Source organism: Sphingopyxis sp. P1IMeth2 (assembly GCF_900185685.1).
GTDB classification, from domain to species: domain Bacteria; phylum Pseudomonadota; class Alphaproteobacteria; order Sphingomonadales; family Sphingomonadaceae; genus Sphingopyxis; species Sphingopyxis terrae_A.
Genome location: NZ_FYAT01000012.1, coordinates 304,308 through 329,604, shown reverse-complemented (window position 1 = coordinate 329,604; position 25,297 = coordinate 304,308). Strand labels below are relative to the sequence as shown.

Sequence of the window (25,297 nt, the reverse complement as noted above, 5' to 3'; positions counted from 1 at the left end):
GCGACGCGGCCGAACAAGTGTCGGCCATCAAGGCATAAAGTCTCCTGCCAGGCGGTGTTCGCAGGGAGCCGATGAGAGGCCACGGCGCCCGTGCGCTCGCGGAAGGGAGGGGGAAGGAACGCGATGCGGTTTGCGGCCTGATGGTCAGGACGCCCCGCCATCGGAGTATCATCATGCAATATCCAATCATCTACGCACCCGCCGCCAATTGCTCAGTGTCGCCGCTCAACGTCCGCAAGCACAGCAATGCGAGCGCCGACAGCGAACTCGCGGCCAATCTTGGCGAAACCGGCGTTGTCCTGCAGAACCTCATCGGCGTCGCCGTGAAGCGCAAGAAGGATCATTTCAGCATCATCGGCGGCGGCCGACGCCTGCGTGCCGTTCACGACCAGATCGCGCAGGGAAAACTGCCCGCAGATTTCCTGGTCCCCGTGATGGTGATGGCGAACGAAAAGGACGCCATCGAGATGAGCCTCACCGAGAATTATTATAACCTCGCAATGAACCCCGCCGATGCCTGCGAGGCGTTCCGGAACATGATCGACAAGGAAGGCAAGACCACCGAGCAGGTCGCCAAGCGGCTCGGCCTGACGAGGCGCTTCGTCGAGGGCCGTCTGCGCCTCGCCAATCTAGCCGACCCGATCTTCGAGGCGCTGCGCTGCGAGCAGATCACGCTCGACATCGCCATCGCCTATGCCAGCACCTCCGACACCGGGCGGCAATCGAGTGTTTTCGAAGAACTTGGCGACAGCTATCATTCGAACAATGTCGGCGAAATCCGCAGGCGTCTCGCCGTAGGTTCCTACAAAGGCGCGGACCCCAAGGCGGTCTTCGTTGGCCGCGAGGATTATGAGGCCGCTGGCGGTCGTATCGACGGTGATCTCTTCTCCAGCACCGACACCGAGACCTGGATCGATGGCGACATTCTCGAACGGCTCGCCGAGGAGAAACTCGTTGTCGCAGCGCTCGCCATCCGGGAACGCGAGGGCTTCGCCGAGGTTCGTGCGATACCCGCAGGCCGTGTCCCCTATATGGAAACCTGCCAGCTCGAACATCTCGACGGCGAACCCGTTCCGCTGAGCGACGACGCGGTGATCCGCAAGGCGGCCATCGAGGCCGAGGTGGCGGAGATCGAACAAGTCCGTGAGGAGGCGGGGGAATATAGTGATGAGCAATATGAACGTCTCGAAGCGCTGAACGAAGAGCTCGAGACCCTCGAGGCTACCGGTTCCGCCGTCACCGACGAGCAGCGCGCCGCGGCGATCGCCTATGTCGTTATCGGCAATGACGGACAACCGATGCTTCATGAGCAGCTCTACGTCGAACCCGCCGTCGACGAAGAAGCGATGGGCAATGAAGGCGATGACGACCATGGTGATGACGGCGAGGGGGACGACGACGGCGCCCAGGCGGACGATGAGAAAGACGAGGTCAAATACAGCGCCCGGCTCAGCGACGAACTCGCAATGATGAAGACCGAGCTTCTCGCCGTCCATATCGCGAACGATCCGCATTTCGCGCTCGATCTCGGCGCCTTCATCATGGCAGACACTGCGACGCGAACCTATGGCAGCTTCGACATGCCGAGCGAGCTTCGTGCGAGCACGCCGCATCCGCGGGTTGCCAATTTTGACAGCGGCATGCCTGCGGCCGAGGCATGGGCCAAGCTTGATGCCGCGCTTGATCGCAGCTGGATCGACCACAAGGTGATGGAAGAGCGTTACGATGCCTTCTGCGCCCTCGACGAAGAGGCGAGGGCGGCATGGCTCGGCTGGGCCGTGGCGCGAACGCTCCAGGCCGTTCCAGATGGTGCGGCTGGAAGCCCTTTCCTCAATCATCTCGGCACCAAGCTCGGCATCGATGTGGCTGGCTGGTGGAGGCCGACGGCCCGCAATTTCTTCGATCGCATCACCAAGCCCGCGATCCTGAAGCTCTTCGAGGCGATCGGTGGCAGCGAACTTGCCAGCCGCTACACCGCGTCGCGCAAATATGACCTCGCCGTATCGGCCGAAAAGCTCTTCGCCGGGACGATCATATTGGACAACGACGCCAAGGAACGGGCACTGGCCTGGCTCCCCGGCGCGATGCGCTTCGTCGCCGAGGCGGATCAGGTCGAGGTCGACATCCCAGATGACGCCGATTCCGATACCGATCGTGATGGTGCCACGGTTTCGAGCGACGAAGGTGACGCGATGTCCGAGGCGGCCTGACGAACCCGCATCTTGGGGCCGTGGCGGTGCTGCGGCCTCATTCCGTCCAACGTCCGTCGCCCCTCCGTTGTCGGCCTGAAAATCCAGACCGACCCACCGCGGCTCCTTACCGGTGAGGGAGGGAAGGCGGCGTGGGAATGGCGCGGCGATCCGGCCGTCCTTGTCCAGGAGCAACCCATGCAATCTGCCATTTCTGCCGGGGCCTCGCCCGAGCCCTCTGCCTGCGCTAAGCCCGCGGACGCGCGCGCGACCAAGCTTCTGGCCGTCGCCCACGCCATCACCGGGCGGCTTGCCGACGGCGGAGCGATCAGTCGCCAGGCTATCAAGTCGCTGATGACCGAGGCCTATGGCGCGAGCGACGCCGCCGGCGCCTGGTCGATGCGCGACGGATATGATGCGCTCGAGGCCGCCCAGGTCCTGCTCCTTCTAAGTCCTGCGGGACCGCTTGCCGGTCGCGATGATCTCCCCGCTCGGCTTCGTGCGCTCGTGGATTTCGCGCTTGCGCTGCCGCCACAAACCTATCGCAGCGAACAGCAGGTCGAACTGCAGCAATTCTCGACTCCGCTGCCGCTGGCTTGGCTTGTGGCTGCCGCCGCCGCGATGACCGAAGAGGACATCGTGCTCGAACCGTCCGCGGGCATCGGGATGCTGGCGGTCCACGCGCGGCGCATGGGCGCGGCGCTTATCCTCAACGAACGCGATCCGGGACGCGCAGGACTGTTGACGGCCGTCATGGGTCAGCCTGTCTTGCGTCACGACGCGGAGTTCATCGACGATATGATCGATCCCGATTGTCGTCCGACGGTCGTGCTCATCAATCCGCCCTTCGGCCGAAGCGAGGGGCGCGGGCTCGACCGGCATGCCGCTGCCCGCCACCTGCGTTCCGCGCTGTTGCGGCTTGCGCCGGGTGGGCGCTGCGTTGCGATCATGCCGCCGTCATTCGCGCCCGACGGCGCCGGGGCGACCAGCTATCAATCGGTCTGCGCGGTCGCGACACCCCGTGCGGAAATCACCCTGGAAGGCAAGCCCTTCGCGCGCCAGGGAACCTCGATCACCGTGCGTCTTTGCGTCTTCGACAAGGGCTGGAGCGGGTGCACCGAACGTCACCTCGCATCGAGCGTCACGGATGCGCTCCCGGTCATTGCTGCGCTTCCGCCGCGCCTTGCCCTCGCTCCGCGCGCGCCCGACCCCGAGCCTGCGTGCGTATCGGCTGTCATCGACGCCCCGCCCCGGCGGCCGCGCGCCCTTCTCGGCGGCCTTGGCGGCGTCCGGCGCCTTGCAGCTCCGCCTGTCGCACCGACACTCGATGCCACGCCGCAGCCGCTCGCCTATGAATTGCTCGCAGAGGTGCCGGCGGCCGTTGAGCCGGTCGGCATCTATGTTCCCTGGCGCCTCACGCGGATCGCCTTTCCGGAACCAAATCCCCATCCGGACCAACTCGTCGAATCGGTCGCGATGTCGTCGATCCTGCCGCCGGTGCCGCATTATCATCCGCTTCTTCCCGCATCCGCAGCTGCAGCGCTCTCCGACGCGCAGCGCGAGGCCGTCATATACGCCGGCCAGGCGTTCGAGCGCGATCTCCCCGGCCTCTATGTGCCGGACGCAGCTGGCACCGCCCTTCGACCCGAGCCTGAGGGCCAGTCCTATCGCATGGGCTATATGGTCGGTGACGGCACCGGCGTCGGCAAGGGGCAGCAGGTCGCTGCCTGCATCCTCGATCGCTGGTGCCGCGGACACCGCAAGGCGCTCTGGATCTCCAAAAGCGCCGCCCTCATCGAGGACGCGCGGCGCGACTGGTCGGCACTCGGCGGACTGCCGATCGACATCCAGCCGCTAGACGCCTTTCCGCTCGGATCGGACATCCCGATGGAGAGCGGCATCCTGTTCCTCACCTATGCGACGCTCCGGTCGCAGCGCGACGACGCGCCTTCGCGGCTTCAGCAAATCCTGCGATGGCTCGGAACCGGCTTCGCGGGACTGCTCGCATTTGATGAAGCGCACGAGCTCGCCAATGCGGCGGGCACCGAGACCATCCACGGCAAACAGAAGGGATCCGAGCAAGGGCTGGCGGGCGTACGCCTCCAGAACATGTTGCCCCGCGCGTGCATCCTCTATAATTCAGCGACCGGCGCCACCGATCCCGCCAATCTCTGCTATGCCACGCGCCTCGGTCTTTGGGGTCAGGGCACCGCTTTCGAGACCCGCGAAGCCTTCATGGCCGCCATCGCGAGCGGCGGCATCGCGGCGATGGAAATCGTCGCCCGCGACCTCAAGGCGCTCGGCCTCTACACGGCCCGCTCGCTCACCTTCCGCGGCGTCGAATATGCGCCGCTCGAGCATGTCCTGACCGAAGACCAGATCCGCGTCTACGATGCCTATGCCGACGCCTGGAGCATTATCCACCGCCGCCTCGACGAGGTGCTTGAGGCCACCAACATCGTCGACCGCATGACCGGGCGGTCGCTCAACGCACAGGCCAAGGGGGCCGCGCTCTCGCGCTTCGAAAGCGCTAAGCAGCGCTTCTTCGGCCAGGTGCTGATCGCCATGAAACTGCCCACGCTCTTTGGTGCGATCGAGCATCATCTCGCGCGCGATCATCATGTCGTGATCCAGCTGGTGACCACCGCCGAGGCCATGCTCGAACGTCGGCTTGCGGGCCTTGGCGCCGACGAACGCGCAAGCCTGGAAATCGAGCTCTCACCGCGCGACTATATGGTGGAGTATCTCAAGACGGCCTTCCCGACGCGCATGCTGCGCGTCTTCAAGGGCACCGACGGTGAGCCTCGCTCCGAAATCGTCGTCGATGCGGCGGGCCATCCGATTCACTGCCAGGAAGCGCTTCGTGCGCGCGACGATCTCATAGAGCAACTCTGCGCGATGCCTGCGATCCCGAGTGCCCTCGACGCGATCATCTCACGGTTCGGTACGGACCTTGTCGCCGAGGTGACCGGACGGAGCCGGCGGCTGTTGACCGATATGGTGGGGCGGCAGCGGATCGAACGGCGCACCGCGCGCAGCAATATCGCCGAGGCCGACGCCTTCATGGCGGGCGCGAAGCAGATCCTCATATTCTCGGACGCTGGTGGCACCGGACGGAGCTATCATGCCGATCGCAAATGCCCGTCCGCGCACCGCCGCCGCGCGCATTTTCTCCTCGAACCGGGATGGCGGGCGTCCAACGCGATCCAGGGGCTTGGCCGCTCCAACCGCACCGACCAGCAAAGCGCCCCGATCTTCATTCCCGCAGCAACCAATTGCTGGGGTGAACGGCGCTTCATCAGCACGATCGCCCGCCGGCTCGACAGCCTCGGCGCCCTTACCCGTGGTCAACGCCAGGCCGGGGGTCAGAATCTCTTCGATCCTGCGGACAATCTCGAGAGCGACTATGCCAAGGATGCGCTCCAGCAATGGTACAGGCTTCTGCACCGCGGAAAACTCAAGAGCACCTCGCTCGCCGACTATGTCGCCATGACAGGTCTCAAGCTCGTCAACGAGGACAGCGGGGAACTGCTCGACAAGCTGCCGCCGATCCAGCGCTGGCTGAATCGCCTCCTCGCGCTCAGGATTGCGACGCAGAATGCCATCTTCGAGGAATATTTCGGGCTGATCCAGGCCCGCATTCAGGTCGCGCGGGAGGCGGGCACGCTCGACGTCGGCGTCGAGACGATCCTTGCCGATGAGATGCGTATCGTCGAGGAACAAGTGCTGCGGTGCGATCCGGTGAGCGGCGCTGAAACCAAACTCTGCCGGATCGAACTGAAACGTCGGCGGCGCGCCACGGCGCTTCCCGTCCTCCTCGATCAATGGCGCGACTGCGGCGATATCCGGTTCCTTCGCAACGAACGATCGGGCCGCGTCGCGCTTCGCGTGCCATCCTGGTCGATCCTCGATGACGATGGCCGCTCGATCCGCATCTGGGAGCTCGTCCGACCCACCGGCTCCGATCGCATTCGCGAGTCCAGGCTTGCTGCCAGCCACTGGCGCGCGATCGGAAAAGCCGACTTCGCGCGGCTCTGGCATGCGGAATGCGATGCGGCGGCGCACGAGGTCGAAACCACCGACGTCAACGTCGCAACGGGTCTTCTCCTGCCGGTCTGGGACAAGCTTCCCGATGATGACGTCCGCGTCTGGCGGATCGCGGACCAGGCCGGCAACGCCGTCCTCGGCCGCATCGTCTCGCCTGCGGGATTCGAACGCCTGGCCGCGACATTCGGCATCAACATGGAGTTCAGCCTGACACCGGCCGAGATCATTGGCGCTGCCCGTTCGTCCGAGGGCGTGGCAATTCCAGGCCTCGAGCCGGCGCGTCTCCGCCGCGCGCTGGTCAATGACGAGCCTCGACTGGAAATCATGAACTATCCTCCGGACAGCCGTGCCCGATTGAAGGCGCTCGGCTGTTTCACCGAGATCATTTCTTACAAGACCCGGATTTTTGTCCCCCCGAAACAGGCCGAGGCGATCGTCGCAGCCATCGGCGGGACGAGGGCCGGCCGGGCCGCCGCCTGATGGAGATTGACCGTCCGCACCCAGCCTGCCGAATTTTTATATCGCGGGGCACGGGGCGCGGCTGTTACAGCTCGGTCATGACCTTCGTACCCGAAGCCCAGTTGCAGGCCTATGTTCTGGCGCTGCTCCGCAAAGAACTAAAGCATCTGTCCCCTGGAGATTTTCAGGTCGAGAAGCGATTCAAGCTGCGGATAGGACATCATGAGGATGATTATGATGGCGCTGCGCTTTGGGAGGCCGAAGGTCGCGCCGACTTGCTCGTTCTTCACGGCAAGCGGCCGCTCGCGCTCTTCGAACTCAAGCGCGAGGACAAGAATCTCAGCGAAGACCATGTTGGCCAGGGCCGCAGCTATGCGGCGCAACTCCTCGATCGTCCGCCGCTGGTCATCGTAAGCAACGGCAAGGAGACATGGGTGCGGCAAGCCAGCAACGGCGAGCCGCTCGACCCCGGTCTGGACGGCGCAGACTTCGCGGAGAAGCTGTTCAGCAATATCGGGAAGGTTGCAGCGTCAAACCTCGCTTGGGCGATCGAAGTGCTCATGGGTCCGGAGACGACCGTCTGGGTCGAGGCCGTCCGCGGACGCACCGACGCGCTGATCGAGCAGCTCACCGGAGACCCGGATGACCCCCGGTTGCCTTATGGCCGTGATCTGCTGTTCCGTCGACGGGCTACCGTCGACATCCTGTCCATGCTCAACGATGGCGCCAAGGCCATTGTCCTCGAAGGGGCGCCGCTCTCCGGCAAAAGCAATGTGCTGCGCGATCTTGCGCGCTTGACCCGCTCTTCTCCCGACTGGGCCATGTTGATGATCAACGCCGCCACGGCCGGGCCCGGACTCTTCCAGCGCATCGCCAACCTTTTCGAAACGACGCTCGAATGGTCGCTTTCGCCGCAGGAAGTCCGGACATGGCTGCGGCGCATGTCGAGGTCGGACCGCAAGCCCGCGCTCATCCTCGCCGTGGATGGCGTCGCACCAGGTTCGGCCGTCGCCTCAGATCTGGAAGAGCTTGCCGAAACCGGCTTCGGCGATGCCTTGCGGCTCGTCCTGTCTACCGATCGCGCCGATGCGATCCTCCGCGGCGCGAATGGCCGCACACCGGGTGCACTCGAGCCGGTCGCGAAAGTGATCGAGGTCGACCTTCTCGACGACCAGGAGTTTCATTATGTCCGTGAAGCGATCGCACCTGCTCGCCTCTTCTTTTACGGCGGCGCCGAGCTAAGCCAGGAATATCGCAGGCCCTGGATCCTTCGCGCCGCGCTTGCTGCGGGCTCCACACCCGATGACGAGGATGTCGCAGCCTTCATGCCGGCATCCATGGGACTCAAGTTCGTTCAGACTGCCCGTCAGCACCTTGCGAAGGTGGGCGGTGATACCGCCCGGCTCTTTCGTCTCCTGGCGCGGGACGCGCTCGCGGACGGCGGCGAGGTGTCCGACGCTCTCGCGTTGACGCAAGCAAATGCCCTCGTCGTTCGCCGTGATGCCCTCGGCCCTGCGTCGGACGCAGCTACGGCGGCGCTCGCTGCACAAGGCTGGGTCAAATGCAGCCGTCATCATGGCGGCGAGGATATCGTGGTTATCCGTGCGCCCGAGTTCCTGGTCAGCGAGCTCGCCTCCGAACTGGCCACACGCGTTTCCGAACGCCTGGCACAAGGCGCCGAAACAGCCGCGACGGAGCTCCTCTGGCAATCGCATCGCTTTTTCCTGGGGGACCTGATCGGTGCCTGCGCCATCGTCGACCTCGCAGCGCGCAGGCGGGCCTTGCCTCTCGAACTGCTTGCTTTTCTGATGAACTTCTTTCCCGAAGCCGACACCATGACGGGCAAGCTGGTCAGTGCGGAAGGAGAAGACGGAAAGCCATTCTACATGGTCTTTGACGAAAAGGGATGGGTAGCCCTTGCCGATGCAGACGGGAACCCGCTCAGCCCCTTCGAACCGGTCGATGAAGGCGATGAAGCCAGATCCTACAAGGACATGATCGCCTGGATGATCCTCTCTCAGCTTGCTCGTCTCCGCTCCGTATTCGGCGATTCCGATGGAGACCGTTTCGATTTCGAAATCATCACCCATCTCGGGCAATGCGGTTTTCCGCTCGTCAACGGCGGCCGGGCACCGATGTTACATGCAATCGAAGACCTGGGAGGCGCGGCAACGGTACTCGACCCTGGCCATGCGCTCGCCGAACCCTTGACCGCCGCAATCCACAAATTGGTTGCCGAGGAATGGCGGTCCCTCGACCCCTTTTTCGAAAAGGTCCGGGAGGCGAATGCGCTTCCTCTTACGGTTAGGGTCCAGCATGCGCTTTTGGCCCTGCAAAATTCTGCGTCGCCCGGCCTGCCGGCTTGGGTCGATGCCAAACTTGAAGATTTCATTCTCCCGCTGCGCCAGGAGCAGCAGGGCACCCGCTTTCACTAGGCTTTGGACCTCTGACAGGATCTGCAGGCGGACTGACAATCTCCGCGATCCGAGGCCGGGACCGGCGCGCCGGATGCTGAAAGAATTTCCCCGCTGGTCGGCTTCGGCGTACGAAACGCGACAGCCCTGCGGCGGCGGCTTGAGGTAACGCCGCCTGCCAGGTTCACGACATGCGATCGAACGTTCGTTCCTGCCGGACGATCAGGCCGGATGCCGAGGAGCGGGGCTTCTCCGGCCTTTCAGAAATGACCGCGTCGAGCCAAATATCCGGCGGGCGACGATTGATCCGCCTGTGGCCGGAGGAGGGAGGGGGACAGGGAAGGGCGGAGCAGCGCGATGCTGTTTCAGATCCTCAATCAGGAGACCCTTCCCATGAACATGATGGCTCCCGCTGCGCGCGCCGCACAAAAACCCTATAAGGTCGACATCAGCCGCGGCCGCAATATCAGCCGCGTGTCGTCCGAATGGTTTTCAAGGCCCGACGACGAACGCTTCCTCTCGCTTCCCGACCTCTATCATCGCGTTCACGCGCGAGCCGAGGCGGCAACGACGCGCGTCGTCGAGAGCCGCGCGGTGCGTGTATTCGCGCGCAGCGACGAACCTGAGCGCCTGACCCTGGCCGTGCCCGGCCGTGACGAACTCGTCGCACCGACCAACTGGTCCTTCGGCCAGCTCTGCAGCCTCGTGGGCGCGCCGGCCTCCTATTTGCGGACGCTTCCCGCAGCACTCGCCGGGATCAACATGCAACATGGCTTGATCGATCATCGAGGCGAGCAGGTGAAGCTCCTTGAAACCAGCGATGGCCGCACCGAACTCCGCGCGGTCACGGGGCCCGATTATGGCCGCATCTGGGACCATGAACTCGTCTCCGCCGTCATGCGCATCGCCGGCAATGGCACGGGCGATACGCGCTGGAAGGTGCCGGGCGTCCTCGACTGGTCGACCATGCACTATAACCCTCATGTCGATGTCTCGCGCGACACGACGACGCTTTACGCTTCCGACCGCGACGTCTTCCTCTTTCTCGTTGACGACACGCACCCGATCGAGGCCGGGAAACTGCGCAATGGCGACCCCGATCTCTTCTTCCGTGGCTTTTACTGCTGGAACTCCGAGGTGGGGTCAAAGGCGCTGGGCATCGCGACCTTCTATCTTCGGGCGGTGTGCATGAACCGGAATCTCTGGGGTGTCGAGAATTTCCAGGAAATCAACATCCGGCACTCGAAATTCGCCGCCAATCGCTTCGCGCACCAGGCCGAACCGGCGCTCGCGCATTTCGCTGACTCCTCGCCCGCCAGATTCATCGATGGGATCAAAACCGCGCGCGAACGGATCGTTGCTCGCACCGACGAGGACCGAACGAGCTTCTTGCGGAACCGAGGCTTCTCAAGGTCCGATACGCAGCAGATCATCGCGCGCGTCCTGGGCGAGGAAGGCCATCCGCCGGCATCGCTCTACGATTTCGTGAACGGCATCACCGCCGTCGCCCGCACCAAGTCGCATCAGGACAGCCGCCTTGAACTCGAAGGCAAGGCAAGAGGACTGCTCCAGCGCGCCCATTGAACGGTGCGCGCCGATACACCGGCGTCTTGCCAACCCGGTCATCTCGAAGGGATATGATCATGCCGAACCCAAATCTCGACACCGCCGGCGCGGATACGCTCGCGTCGATCGGACTCGCCATGGTCCGGCGTCCTGGTCAGCCTCGCCGCGCGGGCACGCTCGCTCTCCCGGGTACGCCCGCGGATGGCGGCGCAGATCTTGATCAAGCGGTCACCTGCATCACCGATATCGCGAGCGGCGCACGCAAGGGCTGACGTTCGCTCCATCCGTTCCTGCCACCTGCACGAAAGCCTGGCCCAGGCGCCGGGCTTTTGCATTTCAAGGAGTCCGTTCATGACAACCACCCTGTCCGTTCCCACCTACGCGATCCGCGTGGAATATTTCAGCGGCGGCGACGTCTTTGCGGCTGAGACGTTGCTCGTCGATCAACCCGCCAGCGGCGAAATCGAGGCGGCAGCGACGATCGCCGCGGAGGCCAGTCCCTATTTCAACGCGTCTGTCCCCGAGCTCTCCTATGCAATGAGGATCACGCCCTTCGACCCCGACGACCCCGAACCACCGCCCGCCGGCGCGCGCGCGAGGCCGGTCTGTACCCAATGCGGTTCGGACCAGCTCGTGCGCGACGCCTCCGCTCGATGGGACATGGACGCACAGGACTGGACGATGTCGGGTCTCTATGACTGCACGACCTGCAATATCTGCGGCGGGGAGAGCGACGATCTCGCGCGATGGGTGCCCGCCGACCACGTCGTGCCGCTCGACCGCTACACGCGCGATCTCGCGGCCGCGCTCGACGCGGAGGACATCGCCCAGGATTATGACTTTATCCAGTTCTGCCTCGGCCACTTCCGGGAAACGCCTATCGAGGAGGCCCAAGTCGCCTGGAACGGGCGTGCCCGCACGGCCACATGAGGGCCGCCGAGTTCGATCCGGCGAACCCCGCCCTCGCAGCAGCCCTCCGCCACGCCTGAGCAAAGGAGACCAATATCATGGAAACCGGACAATATCTCGTGCTCAGCACAGCGCACATACGCTGTGCGACTGGTCAGCTGCTCAGCGACTGGGCCGACCTGCCGCCCGTTCGCCAGCCATTGCCCGTCGCGCCCACGCAATATGGCTGGTTCCTGCCCACCCGGATCGAGACCGGCGATACTGCGCGGCATCTGCCAAAGGAAATTCCTCCGATCCTGGCGCTCGGGCGGGCGCATGGCTGTGACTATATCCTCCTCGACTGCGACGGCCCCACCGAGGCGGTGCTGCCGACCTTTCCCTGGTAGCGGTGCGACGGAGGGAAGAGGGCTGGGGAGCAGGCATCCAGAGCGGTGCCACGCCAAGAGGATGACCGTCATGTTCCGTCACGCCGCCCGCCGCATAGGCGCCGCGCTTCAGCGCGCGGCGCGCGCTTGCCTTGCAGTCCTCCGGTTTTTTCCCGTCGCACCGGGCACCGCCGATCTCCGTTCTCGATACCGAGCCGCCATTGGCGCGCTTCCCGTCGACCAGCACGCCGTTTTCATGATGCACCGTGTCGATGATCTGCCGATCAGCGAGATCGCGACCCGCCTCGGCATGACCAGCGCGGAGGTTGAAGACAATCTTGCCAATGCGCTGCATGCCATTGCGATCGCCCTCGACGGCGACTGACCCGGCGCTCGGCGTTGCGCACACGATCCCGGACACTTCGATGCAGACTCTGTCACCTCTACGGGCGCGGCTCGCCTCTTTCGAGCATGCCTATATCCTCGCGACCCGTCTTCGGTACGCGACCGGCCGCAACCACTATGTGGTGCGCACCGGCGATCCGTTTCAACCGGTCCGCGTAACGGCTACGCCGCCAGCCGAGGCCGGATGCGTGCTGGCCTGGATTCGATGACGGCGCTGCGCACCTGTTCTTGCCGCCCTGGGCGAGCGGGCGCCGGCTCCACCGCGATGATCAGCGAGCATGTCGCCCGCGGCGCACCGCCCGACGCGGTGTCGATGACCGTTTCCGCGCGCGAACAATCCGGGACGGCTCGTTTCGTTCCGCTCGACGCAGCATTCCAAAAGCGGACGTTCGGGTTGCCTGCCTGGCGACCGTCGCGGTCGGACCGGCTGTCTCGAACTGTCGGGCCCATGCCGGCAAAACGTCGGCGGCGCCCCGGAGTGACCCCTTAAGAACGTCGCGGCAATAGCCTTGGTTATTTCTTGACGAACAGTAGGAGACTGCCACAGTGCAGTTCAGCACTGTAATTCGGGGGCGATCGCAAGATGAACGGGCGAGGAATCGAGAGGGTATTTGCACGCCCGGCGGCAGCCGGCCGGCTGGCGGCCGGACGTGCCTGTTTCAGGGGGGGAACGGGGTTCCACGCACAAGACAAGGTGGCCCATGGCTGACAGGAAAATCCTGCTTATCGAGCCGGGCTACAAGAATAAATATCCGCCCCTCGGCCTGATGAAGATCGCGCAATATCACGGGCCCGAAGGCAAGAAGGACCATGTCCGCTTTGTAAAGGGCGAAGATCCGAGCGTGCTGTCCGAAGCCTGGGACCGCATCTACGTGACGACATTGTTCTCGTTTGAATATCCCCGCATCGCGAACAGCATCGATTATGCCTTGAAGGTCGCAAACGGCCAGGCCGACAAGGTATTCGTCGGTGGCATCGCCGCCTCATTGATGCACGAACGCTTTCTCGAGGAACGGCGCTGGCAGGGTGTGCGCTTCATCAAGGGACTGCTTTCGGATGCGCCGGCAACGTCGCTGCAACTCGACGATTTTTCTGAGGAGCTCTATTCCGACGATCACGCGGGCACGCCCATAGAAGACCTTGTGCCCGACTACAGCATCCTGTCGCAGATCGACTATCAATATCCCGTCCGCGACGCCTATTTTGCGTACACGTCCCGCGGCTGCATTCGCAAATGCCAGTTCTGCGGCGTGCCGAAGCTCGAGGGCATGCAGCGTGACGTCGAATCGTTGACCGATATCGTCCGTGCGATCGACGAGAAATATGGTCCCAAGAAGGACCTCATCCTCATGGACAACAATGTTGTCGCAAGCCCGCGATTCAAGGAGATTATCGCCGAGATTCGCGATCTCGGCTTCACCCCGGGCGCGAAGCTCTTGCGGCCGGGCTCGCGAGTCCCCGTTCAGCGCCGGGTCGATTTCAACCAAGGCGTCGATGCGCGCATTCTGTGCAAGGATCCGATGTATCTGCGGGAGCTGGCCTCGATCTGTCTCAAGCCCTTGCGCATCGCATTCGATCATCTCGGCGTTCGCAAGCCCTATGAGCAGGCGGTCCGTTACGCTCATGAACATGGGCTCACCGAGCTTTCGAATTATATGCTCTATAATTTCCACGATACGCCCGCGGACCTTTTCGAACGAATGCGCCTCAACGTGACGCTGAACGAAGAACTCGACATTCGCGTCTGGTCCTTCCCCATGCGTTTCCAGCCGACGAACCGACCGGACCGCGGTCATATTGGCGAGCACTGGTCGCGCTACCAGCTGCGATCGATGCAGCTCATCCTTCAGGCGACACACGGTGTCGTGAGCGGCGCTCCCGAATTTTTCCGTCGCGCGTTCGGTGACACCGTAGCCGAATTCGAGAATATCCTGATGATGCCGCACGACATGATCTTCAACCGCGACTGGTATGACAAGCAGGGCGGGCGGGCCGAATATGATGACTATGTGGCCCAGGCCTCGCGGCTCTCGCCGGACCGGCGCCACGAACTGATAACGCTCCTTTCATCGTGCGACCCGCGCCATTATCCGACTTTGACTGAAATGACCGACGATGCGGCCGTTCGCAGCATCCTCCAATTCTATATGCCTCGCTCGAAAGAACTTCTTGCGGCAATCTGGAGCGGACGGGGTTCCTGGCCGAAGGTTGCCGCCGACCTTGGGGTTCCAGAGGACGAACGTGTTGAGGATGCGGGCCTTGACGCAGAAGAAGAGCCGATCGAGGCGCCGGCGAACCGAAAGGTGGCAGCATGAATACGATGATACAGCTCGGTCGCGGCGACGCGGAAAGCCAACTCGAGCAGACTGCGACAGTTGGAAAGGATATCATCGAACTCCTCTCGACGGCGATGTATGTCGACCCCCTTACGGTTTACCGGGAATATATTCAGAACTCGGCCGATGCGATCGATGCCGCGCGCGCCACAGGACATCACGCGGGACAGGTCCACATCGCGCTCGATCCCGCCGCGCGCACGATCGTCATTCGCGATGACGGGGACGGCCTGCCGATGCAGGGATTCGCCGCAAGATTGACGGCTGTAGGGGCGAGTCTCAAACGAGGCACGCAGGCACGGGGGTTTCGTGGCGTCGGCCGGCTGTCCGGACTGGCCTATGCGCGCGCGCTCACCTTCCGGTCTCGCGCGCGAGGCGAGGACTTTGTGTCAACAATGCGATGGGACTGTCAGCGCCTGCGCGCTGCGCTCAAGGACCCGGACGATCACCGCGATCTTCCCGCGCTGGTCGCGGCGGTCACGGAAACACATATCGAAACCGAAGCCGGCCCTCCGTTTTTTGAGGTCAGGCTCGAGGGGGTGGTGCGCCACGGTGACGACCGGCTGATGTCGCCGGGCGCCGTCGCCGATTATCTATCCCAGGTCGCGCCGCTTCCGCTCAACACCGCCTTTTCACACCGGGAGCTCATCGTCGCGAAGCTTTCGGCCGAGCTTGACATGGCGGGTATCGAAATTTCCATCAACGGCGAACCGCCGCTCATGCGTCCACATGTCGACGAGATCTTGGTCGACGGCGTTCGTCCGCTTCGGCTGCACGAAATCAGCTTCGTGGAGATCCCGTCGACGGATGGCGGGGTCGCGGCGCTCGGATGGATCGCCCATCATGATTATGAGGGCGCAATCCATCCCTCGACCAAGGTACGCGGACTTCGCGTGCGCGCCGGCAATATTCAGATTGGCGATGCGGGCGTTCTCGCCGACGCATTCCCCGAACAGCGTTTCGACAGCTGGGCGGTCGGTGAAATCCATATTCTCGATCCTCGCATCGTCCCGAATGGGCGCCGGGACGATTTTGAGCGCAACATCCATCTCGCGAATCTGAAGAACCATCTCGCGCCGCACGGACGCGAGGTTGCCAACCGGTGCCGCACCAGTTCGCGGGAGCGCAAGCGGGTGCGCGATATCGAGCTTGAGCAAGCCTCCGCCCGCGAGGGGCTTTCAATCCTGAGACAGGGAAGCCTTGGTGTCGTCGAGCGCGACCGCGTGGCGCTTTCGGTCGAACTCGCGCTGATGCGTGCCGAGAAGCATGCCGGCCAAACGGGGCTCGTCGTGGATGCGCATCAACAGACGCGCCTGGAGCTCGACGGCTTGCGCGAAGAGCTCGACGTGCTGGCGTCGGACGAACAGGCGCCCGCATCGCCGCTTGACCGGCTGAACCCCGAACGACGCGCCTTTTACGAGGAAATGTTTGCTCTTATCTACAACTGCTCAGTCAACCGCTCGGCAGCAAAGGGCCTTGTCGACCGGATTATTGCCCAGATCGCCTGAGTGGTCTTCGGTGAGAGGCTCGGCAGGCGCGGGGCAGCCTTCACTTTCGGGCTGGCGGCCCCATGTTCGCTATTTTGGAACCGATCCGGGTAATCGAATAGCATTGCACTTTCATCGGAACGTTCGAGACGAAGCCTTGTCCGGCAATGGGCTGATTCCAAACTCGAGTTTGTTCACCCTCGACTCAGAAGGTTGAATCAGTAATCAGTCGTCGCATCCAATAAAATTCTTTCGCGGGGCGGCTTTCACATAATGATATTTCCGGAAATCGCCCCCTCTCGCAGCGAGTGCATGCGGCAGATCCAGGAGGCTTTCCGGTCTGACGGCGCCAGAATTTATGTCGACGCAAGTGTTCTCATCCACTGCTACGAAATGAGCCGCAGTGCCCGCGAGGAACTGCTCAACGCGCTCGATTCCTTCGGGGCCAAGGTGCGCATTCCCGTCTGGTCAGCGAAGGAAACCTGGGATCATACCCGCGCGCTGCGGACCAAATGGCCCTTGAAGGCAACCGCCAAGACACTGAGCAACTACATGGCGCGGTTTCGGTCCGAAAGCCTTCGCTACGTCGATGAGCGAACCTTCGGCGACATGAGCATGGAGCAATTCGCACGCGAGCTTGATGGTTTTCTTGCCACCGGCGAGGCGCTCGCCAAGCGGGCGGAGCACATCGACCCCGGCCACGATGACGCAAATGCGCGCTTGCTGCCGTTCATCGCCGGCCACGCCCTCACATCCGACATGACGGTCATCTACGACGAGGTAAACCGGACAGGCGAGGCGCGCTACAGTCATGACGTCCCCCCGGGCTTCGGCGATGGCGGCGTAAGGGCTCAAAATGGAGAAGGCGAGGAAAGCGAAGGATCGGCCCAGCTCAAGGGCAAGAAGCGCAACCGCTTCGGCGACCTGATAATGTGGCTCGAGGCGCTGCAGGATTGCGGTGCGCCGGAAGCCAAGCATCTCGTGATCGTGACACGCGACAACACCAAGAAGGACTGGGTCTATAATCCCGAACGCGTTGCGACCGACGAGGGCGGCCTCTTGCAGAATGGCGGCCTCATCACCCTTCCGCTCCCGCTTCTCGCACAGGAAGCAAAATTTCGCTGCCCGCACCTCGAAGGGGTCCACGTGATCTCGCTCGAAATGCTCACGCACATTCTGCGGACAGGTCATGGCGCGCGCGTCACAAACCTCGTGCGCGCGCTTCAGCCCGATGTCGGCAACCCGCGCGGAAGCGTGCGCGACGGGCGCGCCGAACGACGCGGGGAAAGTGCCGAGGGCGACCCTGTTGCCGTGAGCTTCGGGTCGTCGGACATGATGTTCGAGCCCGGGGAGGATACAGAAGGCCCGGTCTGGCGAGCGGTGAATGCGCTCCGTGCGGAAGGCTGGAGCATAACCAACGCGGCGGCCGCGGCGTTGACCGAATATATGCACCAGGTGAATGCCGATCAGGCCAAGCAAATTGGCCGGGGCATTGTCGCAGCGTCGAACGACGACGCGCTGAAGCCGATCGAACTCGCACAACATGTTCTCAACGGAGACGAATATTCGGCGGAGATACGGGCCAACCTCCTCGTCGGCATGCTCGGCGAGACCTATTTTGACGAAAATGGCGAGCCGAGGAAGCCGACGGCGCACAGCGACATCACCGGTATCCTCTTCGATCATGCCGGCGACGCCGACACACGCGTCGCCTATGAAGCGACGATCGCGACGACACTCGATCCATTCCGCAAACTCTATCTCGCTCTTCCGGGCGAACCGGAACGCAGCATCCCGATCGAACTTCAGCTCAGCGGCAGCCGCCTCGTCGGTTGCCAGGCCGACGGAAAGGATTTGCTCGAAATGAATGCCCCGGAATCGCGTCAGCTCGTGAGCGGCGGCAAGAGCGAGGAAATGCCGGTCACTGATCTGCTCGCCGCGCTGGCGCGCGAGTTCGTGGTCCCTGAGGCCATGCTGACTCTCGAAGGCCCGACCAATTTCCAGATCGAACTTCCCGAGCGGATAGGTTTTGTCGGCTGGGGCCCGAACAGCGGAGAATTGCTGCGATGACGAAAGCCCAGGTGCCCGCCGACTCAGTGATCGTCGGATCCTATTCGCTCGAATCCCTGACCACGGGTATGTATGAAGATCCGCGGCACTGTATCCGCGAATATGTGCAAAATGGCTATGACGCGATCCGCGCCGCGCGGGCCGCCGAACTGATCGGTCCGGCCGAGGGCCTCGTCACGGTTTCGATCAGCGGCTCGCAAAGCCGTCCGACGATCACGGTCAAGGACGATGGCACCGGCATTCCCGCCGCGCAGGCCGTCGGCATCCTCGTGTCTGTCGGTGCCAGCACCAAACGCTCGACGCTGAATGCAGGATTTCGCGGGATCGGGCGCCTTGCAGGCATCGCCTATTGCACGACCCTTCGTTTCTCCACCACCGTGGCCGGTGAGGACGTCGCGACGGTCGTCGAGTTCGACTGCGGGCGCCTGCGAGGCTTCATGAAGCCCAGCGCGGACTATCAGGATATTCGCGAAGTCATCCGGCAATGCTCCACGAGCGACATCAGGACGGCACCGGTTGATGCGCATTGGACCGAGGTCGAAATGATCGGCCTCACCGGTGTCGGTCTCGAATTTGCCGAGATCGAAAAACTGGTGCCCTATCTCCGACAGGTTTGTCCGACCGACTATTCGGATCGCTTCACCTTCGCGCCGCGCATCCGGAATTTCGCCGAGACAGTCGGACATCCCATTGGCTCGATCGAGGTTGAAACCCGCTACAAGCGCGAACGCACCCAGATCCTCAAGGCCTATGACGATGCGACGCCGACGAGCGATCCGCGCAAGCCATCGACCGTAAATGACATCGAACTCATCAACAATGCCGAGCTCGGCTGGCACGGCTGGATCGCCCGTTCGAACTTCAAGGGAGAACTTACGGACGACATGGTCGCAGGCGTGCGCTTCCGGATGAAGAATATCCAGATCGACGGGTCGAACCTCATCGAGACTTTAGGGTCTGAGCTGACACTCGGTGGCACCGAAGGCCGCCTCCAACGCTACGCCGTCGGCGAGATTTTCATCACTAACCCCGCCGTGATCCCCAACGCGCGCCGCGACGGGTTCGAGGACAGCGCAGCCTGGCGCCAGATCCGCACCGACGTGAAGACGAAGGTCGCGAAGCGCGTGGTCACCCTGGTCCGGGAAGCCTCGAAGAGCCGAACGACGCTCCGCTCGATCGCCAGCGAAATATCCGGCCTCGCGCGAACGATCGATGTGGAGTGGATCGAACCGGTTGTTGCCGACCGGGTCGCCGCCACCATCAATCGCATTCTTGCCCGGCTGAAGCCTGAGAAGCTCACCGGCGGCGACCCCGATGAGGTCGGCGGGTATGTGTCGAAGCTCAAGACGTTGCAGGAGAAGCTCGACGAACTGCGCGGGCGCCCGAAACCGGAACCGGAGAAACCCGAAGAGGGAGGTGGAAACGACCCGGCGCCGGAGGACGATGATGGGGATGGTGCGGATGACGGCAACGACACTGGCGGGGGCAACGGCGAAAGCGATGACGTCGGCGACGACGAGGATATGGATTCCCCCGACGCCTGGCCTGCCGACCGCATGCTGGCAGCTGTGCGCTTCATCATCGAATCCGAACAAGGTGCAGAGGAAGCGCAGCGAATATTCGCGGCTGCCGCTGCCCATCTTGCTGCGGGAGGACCATGACCCACGGGCTTTGCGTTACCGCATCTCTCGCCGGATGATCGCAGGCGCCCTATTCCAGGCGATATCCGTGAGAATGAGACCATGCTGCCGGAAGGCAAGAGGAGCCATCCGGCGAAAGTGACTCATGTCGTGCGCCGAAGCGGTGCCTCGAGGAGCAGTTGCAACGTCTTTCGCTTGCGCCTTACTCGGGCAATAATCTCCGTCACACGCGACGGCGACAGTCCGAACTGCCGTCCGAGGGCCGCATAGCTTGCCCCTTCGCTATGCAGCCTCTCCATTTCGGCATTCCGGGCATCTTTCACCGTCATCGATCTTGTCCTCATATCGAGATCTCCGACGGCGTTTCGCCGTGGGATCGGTCCTCCCAATATCTCGCCGCGAAATAGCCGCGCAAGTAGAAGTTCATTCTATGTTCCTGTCAGCTCAACGGCCTCGAATTCTTCTCGTTCTGCCTCTCCGGCGAGGGACGCTGCGGCGATCCACGGCTTTGACTGGCTTTGGAACAAGCTTTTCTTCATGGTCCGTGCGCATCATGGATACGGAAAGGAGAACGGGCGGCCGATGATCGAACAGGAACAAGCCAGCTGGAAATCCCGCGACTATTTCGCCGAAATGTATGTGGCGGGCCTGATGGCCGACGCCGGCTGGAACCTCTATTTCCCGCACCGCGACCAGGGGTTCGACATGATCGCAACCTACGCTGGCGCGGACGGTATGATCGTCCGGCCAGTCCAGGTGAAGGGCAAATATCCAACCGAGGGAAAAACGGACAAGGCGCGTTACGGTTATGTGGGTCCGATCACCGCTTTTCATGACGACATGATCCTGGCGATCCCGCTCTTTGCGAGGCTCGAGGATCCTGCGCCGCGGCACATCGCCTGGATGCCGCGTAATGCCATTCGTCCGGCCGCCAAGGATCGCTGGCGATGCGAACCCGCGCGCTTTGTCGATGGCGCGCCAAAGCCCCGCGACACCTTTTTGGGATATTTCGACCAGGTGGGTTTGATGCGCTGGGTCCTGCCCACCATCGATCCGATCCTGGCGGACTAGCCGCCGCGATGCCGCTGACCTTCAACATGCTGCTGCGCTCGGAAGGCATCGATCCAGCCGATGTGCGCCTGCTCCGTCATCAGACCGAAAAGGAGCATGGCCGCACGCCTTACTCGCTCTGGCGCGACGATCCCGCTGCCTTCGAGCGATATCAATCCGTCCAGGACGTGAAACAGCGCAGCCACTTCCGGGGTGCCTTTTGGGCGAGCTTCGTGGCGCCGCCCGGCGGCAGCACCCTGTTCGTCGGCCTCTATCGGGTGAAGCTGATCGGCGCCGTCCCGGTCGGTGCGATCGACGCCTTCACGGGGCGCGGCATCGGCGAGGAGAAGGGCTGGGCGCAATATGATCAATATGAATGTCTATTGATGCCGGATCTCGCTGACTATGTCGGCCGCCTGTCCATCCATTGGGGTGACAGCGCGAGCAGCCGCCGCGCCTGGAAGCAGCGGGCGGACCTGCGCGACAAGCCGATCGTGGAGCTTTTGCGTGCCTTTCGCGAGGATGTCTTCCCGGGCTTCACCAATCTCATCCGTCCGCTGTCCGAGGTCGAGACGATGCCACCGGCGTGGAAGGAAGTGCTCGCCGCGAGCCGCGGGGTCTATCTGCTCGCCTGTCCGCGCACGCGTGAACATTATGTCGGTTCCGCCTGCTCAGCCGGAGGGTTCCTCGCGCGCTGGCGCGATTATGTTGCGTCCGGTCATGGCGGGAATGTCGGCCTTAGAATCCGCGACCCTTCCGATTTTACGGTCAGCATTCTGGAGGTCGCGGGATCGGCCGCCTCGGAGGCCGACATCCTTGCCATGGAAGCTCAATGGAAAGCGAAGCTTTTGAGCCGCTCCATCGGCCTCAACCGTAATTGAGTACATGCGATGAGGCCTTTCCCCTCGGTCGCCAGCCCAAAAGGAGACGAAGGCCATGACGCGCGGTGACGAGATCGACCAGGAATTCCGGGCCATCGTGTTCGACTTCTTCTATTGGTTCTCGCGCTTCGAATTCGCGCTGAAGGAACGGCGCTATCTGAAGTCGCACGTGGTCGGACGGAAAGCGGAACCGAGCTGGAAGGAATTCTGGGAAGCCCATGAAGGTGCGTACAAGCTGACGCCCGCAGCCAATGCGCTCATCGCGGCAAAACCCGAACGGCAGGTCGTCGGCGAGCCCGACCATGATTTCGAAGAGCCCCCGATCCCCGAGGATGCCTCGGACCTCCACGCACTGACGATCTACGTCCGGACGGTCCGGAACAACCTCTTCCACGGCGGTAAGCATGGGCTCACCTATTGGAGCGATCCGCCGCGTACCCGTCTTCTCCTCACGACCACGATCACCATTCTCGATGAGCTGGCCGCACTTGGCGGTTTCGGCGGCGATTATGATCTCTATTACTGAACCCCATGGCTCTTCGCCCGAACCCCACCGCCTATTTTATCGATGAGAGCGGCCATAGCGGCGACCTCGCGGCCGCCCGCGCGCTCGATTTCGCCGATCAGCCGATCTTCGCGCTTGCCTGTATCGGCGTCGCCGATGCAGGGGCGCTCGGCGCCGAGATGGAACGTCTCCGCGGGGTCCATGGCTGCGGCCCGGGCGAACTCAAATCGGCCATGGCGCGCTTGCCCCGATTCGTCACCGACCTCGCGGCCTATCTGAAGGCGCAGGACTGCCCGATCTTCATCGAGCTCGTTGACAAGCGCTTCTTTATCGCCACGCATGTCGTGACCTATCTGCTCTGCGGCGGACTTGGCTTCGACAGCGTGCCCGAGCCCGTTCGCAACGCCGTGGCCGAATTCCTGACCGACGAGCCGGCCGACGCTCTCCTGCTCGGCTATCTCGCCGCATGCCGCGAGCCATCGCTCCCGGCTATCCGCTTGCTTCTCGATGATCTGTGGACCTGGTTCGACGCCTCGGACGGAGACATCGCCCGCGTCGGCCAGTTTCTCGCCATGGAAGCCCGCGATCGGGCCCATCTGGCCGACGCCGACACAAGGGCCTTCCTGCCGCTGCCCGATCGGACCCAGTCCGACCGGATGGTCTGGATGCTGCCCAACCTGACATCGCTCGCCCATATCTATGGCCGCATCAACCTGTCCCGTCCCGGAGGCCTCGAAGGCGTGAGCCTCGTCCATGACGAGCAACTTCAATATGGCCGCGTTCTTGCCGACACCAAGGCGGCGATGGATGACCTCGCCCGGCAGGGGCCTGTCATGCATCTGCCCTTCGCCGACTATGACGTCTCCGGCGCCGCCGCGTTACGCTTCACCGCCAGCACGAACGATCTGTGCTTGCAGGCCAGCGATCTTCTTGCCGGTTGCGCCATGCGGTTCGCGCGCGACGCCGCGGGCAAGCGTCGCCGGCCCGATCCGGCGCTGCGCGAGGCCTTTTTCGCGCTCCTGGGGCTCACCGAGGCGTCCAGGGGCCGGGGCGTCAATCTCGTGTTCACCTATGCGGCGCTGGGCCGGATGGGCATACCGGTCCACCGGGCGTTCTGAGCGCCCCGGGGGGAGGACCTTAAGCGGGCGTACTTCGCGGGGGAGAGTGAGATGATCCGTATCGAACCACTGATGACGCGCTTGAGCGCCAGACGTCCGATCTTCCACTCGGAGGCAGACTTCCAGCATGAACTGGCGATCGAACTCCGCGCCATGGACCCCGCGCTCGCGTTGCGGCTCGAATATCCCATCGGGCTCGGTGCACGCGCCAGCCTCGATATCTTGCTCCGAAAGAAGAATGTGCTGGCCGGCCTCGAACTCAAATATCTCTGCCGCGCGGCCGATGTCTCGGTCGCCGGCGAGGCGTTCCGCCTGCGCCATCAGAGCGCGCACGACATCCGCCGCTACGACGTCTGCAAGGATGTCGTCCGCATGGAGGCCTTCTGCGAGCGCCTCGGCGCCACCGGCGGCGTCCTCATCCTCACCAACGACCCAGCCTATTGGTCGCCGCGCCGCCGCGCCGACACGTTCGACGCCGCGTTCAACCTCGCCGACTCTCGGGTGCTCGGCGGTACGCTCGCCTGGGCCGAGGGCACCGGCACGGGAACGACCAGGGGGCGGGAGGTGCCGCTGGCAATCGCCGGTAGCTATCCGCTGGCCTGGCGCGACTATGCCGATGTCGGTGGAGCCGGCGGCCGCCTGCGCTATCTCTTTATCCCGGTCGGCGACGTCGATCCCTGAGGGGCCGCGGACGCCTGAGCATCGCGTAGCGGCACGTCGTTGCCATTTTCAGCCACGGCTCGTCTAGACCCAGACCGAGGACCCATAGGTCCGCCGGAGCGCGCGACGCCGCTCTTCCTCGCGGCGCGCCTGCGCCCTGGCTCCCTCGGGCCTGATCTCGCAATCGAGATCGTAGAGCGAGGCCTTGCCCATGTTGAAGCCCGCGTTGAGCGTCTCGCGGCCATAATTGTCGGTATGAGGCTTCACCGCGAACCCGGCATGGATGGCGGCCGCGATCAGCAGGCCATTGGGGACATAGACCGGCCCGAGCTTTTCCCCGCCGGGATAGCGGCATTCATAATTCTCGGCGATATGCTTCAGCCAATAGCTGTTGGTCGCGGGCCGGATCGTCTTCGTTCGCTCGACCCGCGCGACGAAGGCGAGGCTGGCAAGGAACGGCTCGGCGGCATGGTCGCTGACCAGTTCGGCTCGCTCGTCATCGAAGCGCTTGCGCCGCCCTGTCGCCGTGTCATCGCGCTGCCATTCGCCGATGCCGAAGCCGCCCGCGGTTAGCGTCGGATAGCGCGCGGCCACCTGCTCGAGTGCAGCCTTGGCGACCGCTTGGTACAGTGCCGTGCCCGGGCCGTGGAAGTCATGCTGCGCCAGATAAACGGTGAACGCCGCGCCATCGGCGACGGCATGATGACCCGCGTCCGTATCCGCCTTGAGCGACGCATAGGTCCGGTAGCCGAGCCCCCGCGCAAGCGCTTCGCAGCGGTGCGAGGATTTGACCTCGGGCAGCGCCCTGGTCAGCGAACGTTTGACCGCATCGACAGCAGACGCAGTGACGGAAATGGACAGGGTGAACATAGAGCACCTCCAGGAGGGGCATGGCCGTTCGCCGATTACGCAGCTGCCCGGTGGAAGGGTGCCTCGGTATCATGATGCAAAAGCTCGATGCTCTTCGGACGTTTGACCCGGCGACAGGTCACAGGTGTCCAACCCGCAATGCCATATAGGAATCCCGGTTCGGCGCCGCAAGAGGCTGCGCGGCGGTTCGCTCTGAACCATCCCGCTGACGGAGGTGAGGAGAGGGCGGCTGCCCGCTGGCGCGGGCACCGCCGCTCTATCTCCGCGCCGCTCCGACCGAGCTCCGCCTGCGGCGGATCTCGGCCCTGTCGGGTGACGTTCGGCTG

General features: G+C 63.5%; 18 protein-coding genes. 17 read left to right on the top strand and 1 reads right to left on the bottom strand.

Features of this window, described 5'->3' with window-relative positions; all coding sequences use genetic code 11:
* Nucleotides 1–173 precede the first annotated feature (173 nt).
* From P1IM2_RS08335 to P1IM2_RS08255, 17 genes are all read left to right on the top strand, one after another.
* The gene (locus P1IM2_RS08335; RefSeq protein ID WP_186402128.1) at nt 174–2,210 is read left to right on the top strand and encodes a ParB/RepB/Spo0J family partition protein; all 2,037 of its coding nucleotides are present in this window, start codon (nt 174–176) and stop codon (nt 2,208–2,210) included.
* A gap of 177 nt (nt 2,211–2,387) precedes the next feature.
* The gene (locus P1IM2_RS08330; protein WP_260833959.1) at nt 2,388–6,716 is read left to right on the top strand and encodes a strawberry notch family protein; all 4,329 of its coding nucleotides are present in this window, start codon (nt 2,388–2,390) and stop codon (nt 6,714–6,716) included.
* 77 nt (nt 6,717–6,793) lie between these two features.
* The gene (locus tag P1IM2_RS08325; protein ID WP_186402127.1) at nt 6,794–9,130 is read left to right on the top strand and encodes a type I restriction enzyme HsdR N-terminal domain-containing protein; all 2,337 of its coding nucleotides are present in this window, start codon (nt 6,794–6,796) and stop codon (nt 9,128–9,130) included.
* Between the two features lie 372 nt (nt 9,131–9,502).
* Nucleotides 9,503–10,693 (top strand): DUF932 domain-containing protein, encoded by a 1,191-nt coding sequence (locus P1IM2_RS08320; RefSeq protein WP_186402126.1) that lies wholly within the window; start codon nt 9,503–9,505, stop codon nt 10,691–10,693.
* 53 nt (nt 10,694–10,746) lie between these two features.
* The gene (locus P1IM2_RS08315) at nt 10,747–10,947 is read left to right on the top strand and encodes a hypothetical protein (protein ID WP_186402125.1); all 201 of its coding nucleotides are present in this window, start codon (nt 10,747–10,749) and stop codon (nt 10,945–10,947) included.
* Nucleotides 10,948–11,026: 79 nt separating this feature from the next.
* Nucleotides 11,027–11,605, top strand: a complete 579-nt coding sequence (locus P1IM2_RS08310; protein ID WP_186402124.1) for a hypothetical protein — start codon at nt 11,027–11,029, stop codon at nt 11,603–11,605.
* Between the two features lie 77 nt (nt 11,606–11,682).
* Nucleotides 11,683–11,970: a hypothetical protein gene (locus P1IM2_RS08305; protein ID WP_186402123.1), complete on the top strand. Its 288-nt coding sequence runs from the start codon at nt 11,683–11,685 to the stop codon at nt 11,968–11,970.
* The gene (locus tag P1IM2_RS08300; protein ID WP_313906811.1) at nt 11,900–12,334 is read left to right on the top strand and encodes a sigma-70 region 4 domain-containing protein; all 435 of its coding nucleotides are present in this window, start codon (nt 11,900–11,902) and stop codon (nt 12,332–12,334) included. The genes P1IM2_RS08305 and P1IM2_RS08300 overlap by 71 nt, the downstream gene beginning before the upstream one ends.
* A 721-nt stretch (nt 12,335–13,055) precedes the next feature.
* Nucleotides 13,056–14,669 (top strand): radical SAM protein, encoded by a 1,614-nt coding sequence (locus tag P1IM2_RS08295; protein WP_186402121.1) that lies wholly within the window; start codon nt 13,056–13,058, stop codon nt 14,667–14,669.
* A complete protein-coding gene (locus tag P1IM2_RS08290) occupies nt 14,666–16,198 on the top strand; it encodes an ATP-binding protein (protein ID WP_260833957.1) in 1,533 nt (510 codons plus the stop codon). The genes P1IM2_RS08295 and P1IM2_RS08290 overlap by 4 nt, the downstream gene beginning before the upstream one ends.
* A 252-nt stretch (nt 16,199–16,450) precedes the next feature.
* Nucleotides 16,451–18,247, top strand: a complete 1,797-nt coding sequence (locus P1IM2_RS08285; RefSeq protein WP_313906810.1) for a PIN-like domain-containing protein — start codon at nt 16,451–16,453, stop codon at nt 18,245–18,247.
* Nucleotides 18,244–19,908, top strand: a complete 1,665-nt coding sequence (locus tag P1IM2_RS08280) for an ATP-binding protein (RefSeq protein WP_186402119.1) — start codon at nt 18,244–18,246, stop codon at nt 19,906–19,908. Before P1IM2_RS08285 ends, P1IM2_RS08280 begins: the two co-directional genes overlap by 4 nt.
* Before the next feature lie 561 nt (nt 19,909–20,469).
* Entirely contained in the window at nt 20,470–20,958 is a 489-nt protein-coding gene (locus P1IM2_RS08275; RefSeq protein WP_186402118.1) for a hypothetical protein, read from the top strand.
* 8 nt (nt 20,959–20,966) lie between these two features.
* The gene (locus P1IM2_RS08270; RefSeq protein WP_186402117.1) at nt 20,967–21,818 is read left to right on the top strand and encodes a GIY-YIG nuclease family protein; all 852 of its coding nucleotides are present in this window, start codon (nt 20,967–20,969) and stop codon (nt 21,816–21,818) included.
* A 55-nt stretch (nt 21,819–21,873) separates the two neighbouring features.
* Nucleotides 21,874–22,344: a hypothetical protein gene (locus P1IM2_RS08265; protein ID WP_186402116.1), complete on the top strand. Its 471-nt coding sequence runs from the start codon at nt 21,874–21,876 to the stop codon at nt 22,342–22,344.
* A gap of 5 nt (nt 22,345–22,349) precedes the next feature.
* Nucleotides 22,350–23,441, top strand: a complete 1,092-nt coding sequence (locus P1IM2_RS08260; protein WP_186402115.1) for a DUF3800 domain-containing protein — start codon at nt 22,350–22,352, stop codon at nt 23,439–23,441.
* A 51-nt stretch (nt 23,442–23,492) separates the two neighbouring features.
* Entirely contained in the window at nt 23,493–24,122 is a 630-nt protein-coding gene (locus P1IM2_RS08255) for a hypothetical protein (protein ID WP_186402114.1), read from the top strand.
* 63 nt (nt 24,123–24,185) lie between these two features.
* On the opposite strand, the gene P1IM2_RS08250 is transcribed toward P1IM2_RS08255, so the two are convergent.
* The gene (locus tag P1IM2_RS08250) at nt 24,186–24,971 is read right to left on the bottom strand and encodes a hypothetical protein (RefSeq protein WP_186402113.1); all 786 of its coding nucleotides are present in this window, start codon (nt 24,969–24,971) and stop codon (nt 24,186–24,188) included.
* Nucleotides 24,972–25,297 lie beyond the last annotated feature (326 nt).

Excerpts from the sequence above, each read along its gene's own strand:
- P1IM2_RS08255 (WP_186402114.1), top strand. The coding sequence starts at position 23,493 with ATGATCCGTATCGAACCACTGATGACGCGCTTGAGCGCCAGACGTCCG.
- P1IM2_RS08250 (WP_186402113.1), bottom strand. The coding sequence starts at position 24,971 with ATGTTCACCCTGTCCATTTCCGTCACTGCGTCTGCTGTCGATGCGGTC.
- P1IM2_RS08325 (WP_186402127.1), top strand. The coding sequence starts at position 6,794 with ATGACCTTCGTACCCGAAGCCCAGTTGCAGGCCTATGTTCTGGCGCTG.
- P1IM2_RS08285 (WP_313906810.1), top strand. The coding sequence starts at position 16,451 with ATGATATTTCCGGAAATCGCCCCCTCTCGCAGCGAGTGCATGCGGCAG.
- P1IM2_RS08300 (WP_313906811.1), top strand. The coding sequence starts at position 11,900 with ATGGCTGTGACTATATCCTCCTCGACTGCGACGGCCCCACCGAGGCGG.
- P1IM2_RS08335 (WP_186402128.1), top strand. The coding sequence starts at position 174 with ATGCAATATCCAATCATCTACGCACCCGCCGCCAATTGCTCAGTGTCG.
- P1IM2_RS08310 (WP_186402124.1), top strand. The coding sequence starts at position 11,027 with ATGACAACCACCCTGTCCGTTCCCACCTACGCGATCCGCGTGGAATAT.
- P1IM2_RS08315 (WP_186402125.1), top strand. The coding sequence starts at position 10,747 with ATGATCATGCCGAACCCAAATCTCGACACCGCCGGCGCGGATACGCTC.
- P1IM2_RS08265 (WP_186402116.1), top strand. The coding sequence starts at position 21,874 with ATGACGCGCGGTGACGAGATCGACCAGGAATTCCGGGCCATCGTGTTC.
- P1IM2_RS08275 (WP_186402118.1), top strand. The coding sequence starts at position 20,470 with ATGATCGAACAGGAACAAGCCAGCTGGAAATCCCGCGACTATTTCGCC.
- P1IM2_RS08305 (WP_186402123.1), top strand. The coding sequence starts at position 11,683 with ATGGAAACCGGACAATATCTCGTGCTCAGCACAGCGCACATACGCTGT.
- P1IM2_RS08270 (WP_186402117.1), top strand. The coding sequence starts at position 20,967 with ATGCCGCTGACCTTCAACATGCTGCTGCGCTCGGAAGGCATCGATCCA.
- P1IM2_RS08260 (WP_186402115.1), top strand. The coding sequence starts at position 22,350 with ATGGCTCTTCGCCCGAACCCCACCGCCTATTTTATCGATGAGAGCGGC.
- P1IM2_RS08330 (WP_260833959.1), top strand. The coding sequence starts at position 2,388 with ATGCAATCTGCCATTTCTGCCGGGGCCTCGCCCGAGCCCTCTGCCTGC.
- P1IM2_RS08290 (WP_260833957.1), top strand. The coding sequence starts at position 14,666 with ATGAATACGATGATACAGCTCGGTCGCGGCGACGCGGAAAGCCAACTC.
- P1IM2_RS08295 (WP_186402121.1), top strand. The coding sequence starts at position 13,056 with ATGGCTGACAGGAAAATCCTGCTTATCGAGCCGGGCTACAAGAATAAA.
- P1IM2_RS08320 (WP_186402126.1), top strand. The coding sequence starts at position 9,503 with ATGAACATGATGGCTCCCGCTGCGCGCGCCGCACAAAAACCCTATAAG.
- P1IM2_RS08280 (WP_186402119.1), top strand. The coding sequence starts at position 18,244 with ATGACGAAAGCCCAGGTGCCCGCCGACTCAGTGATCGTCGGATCCTAT.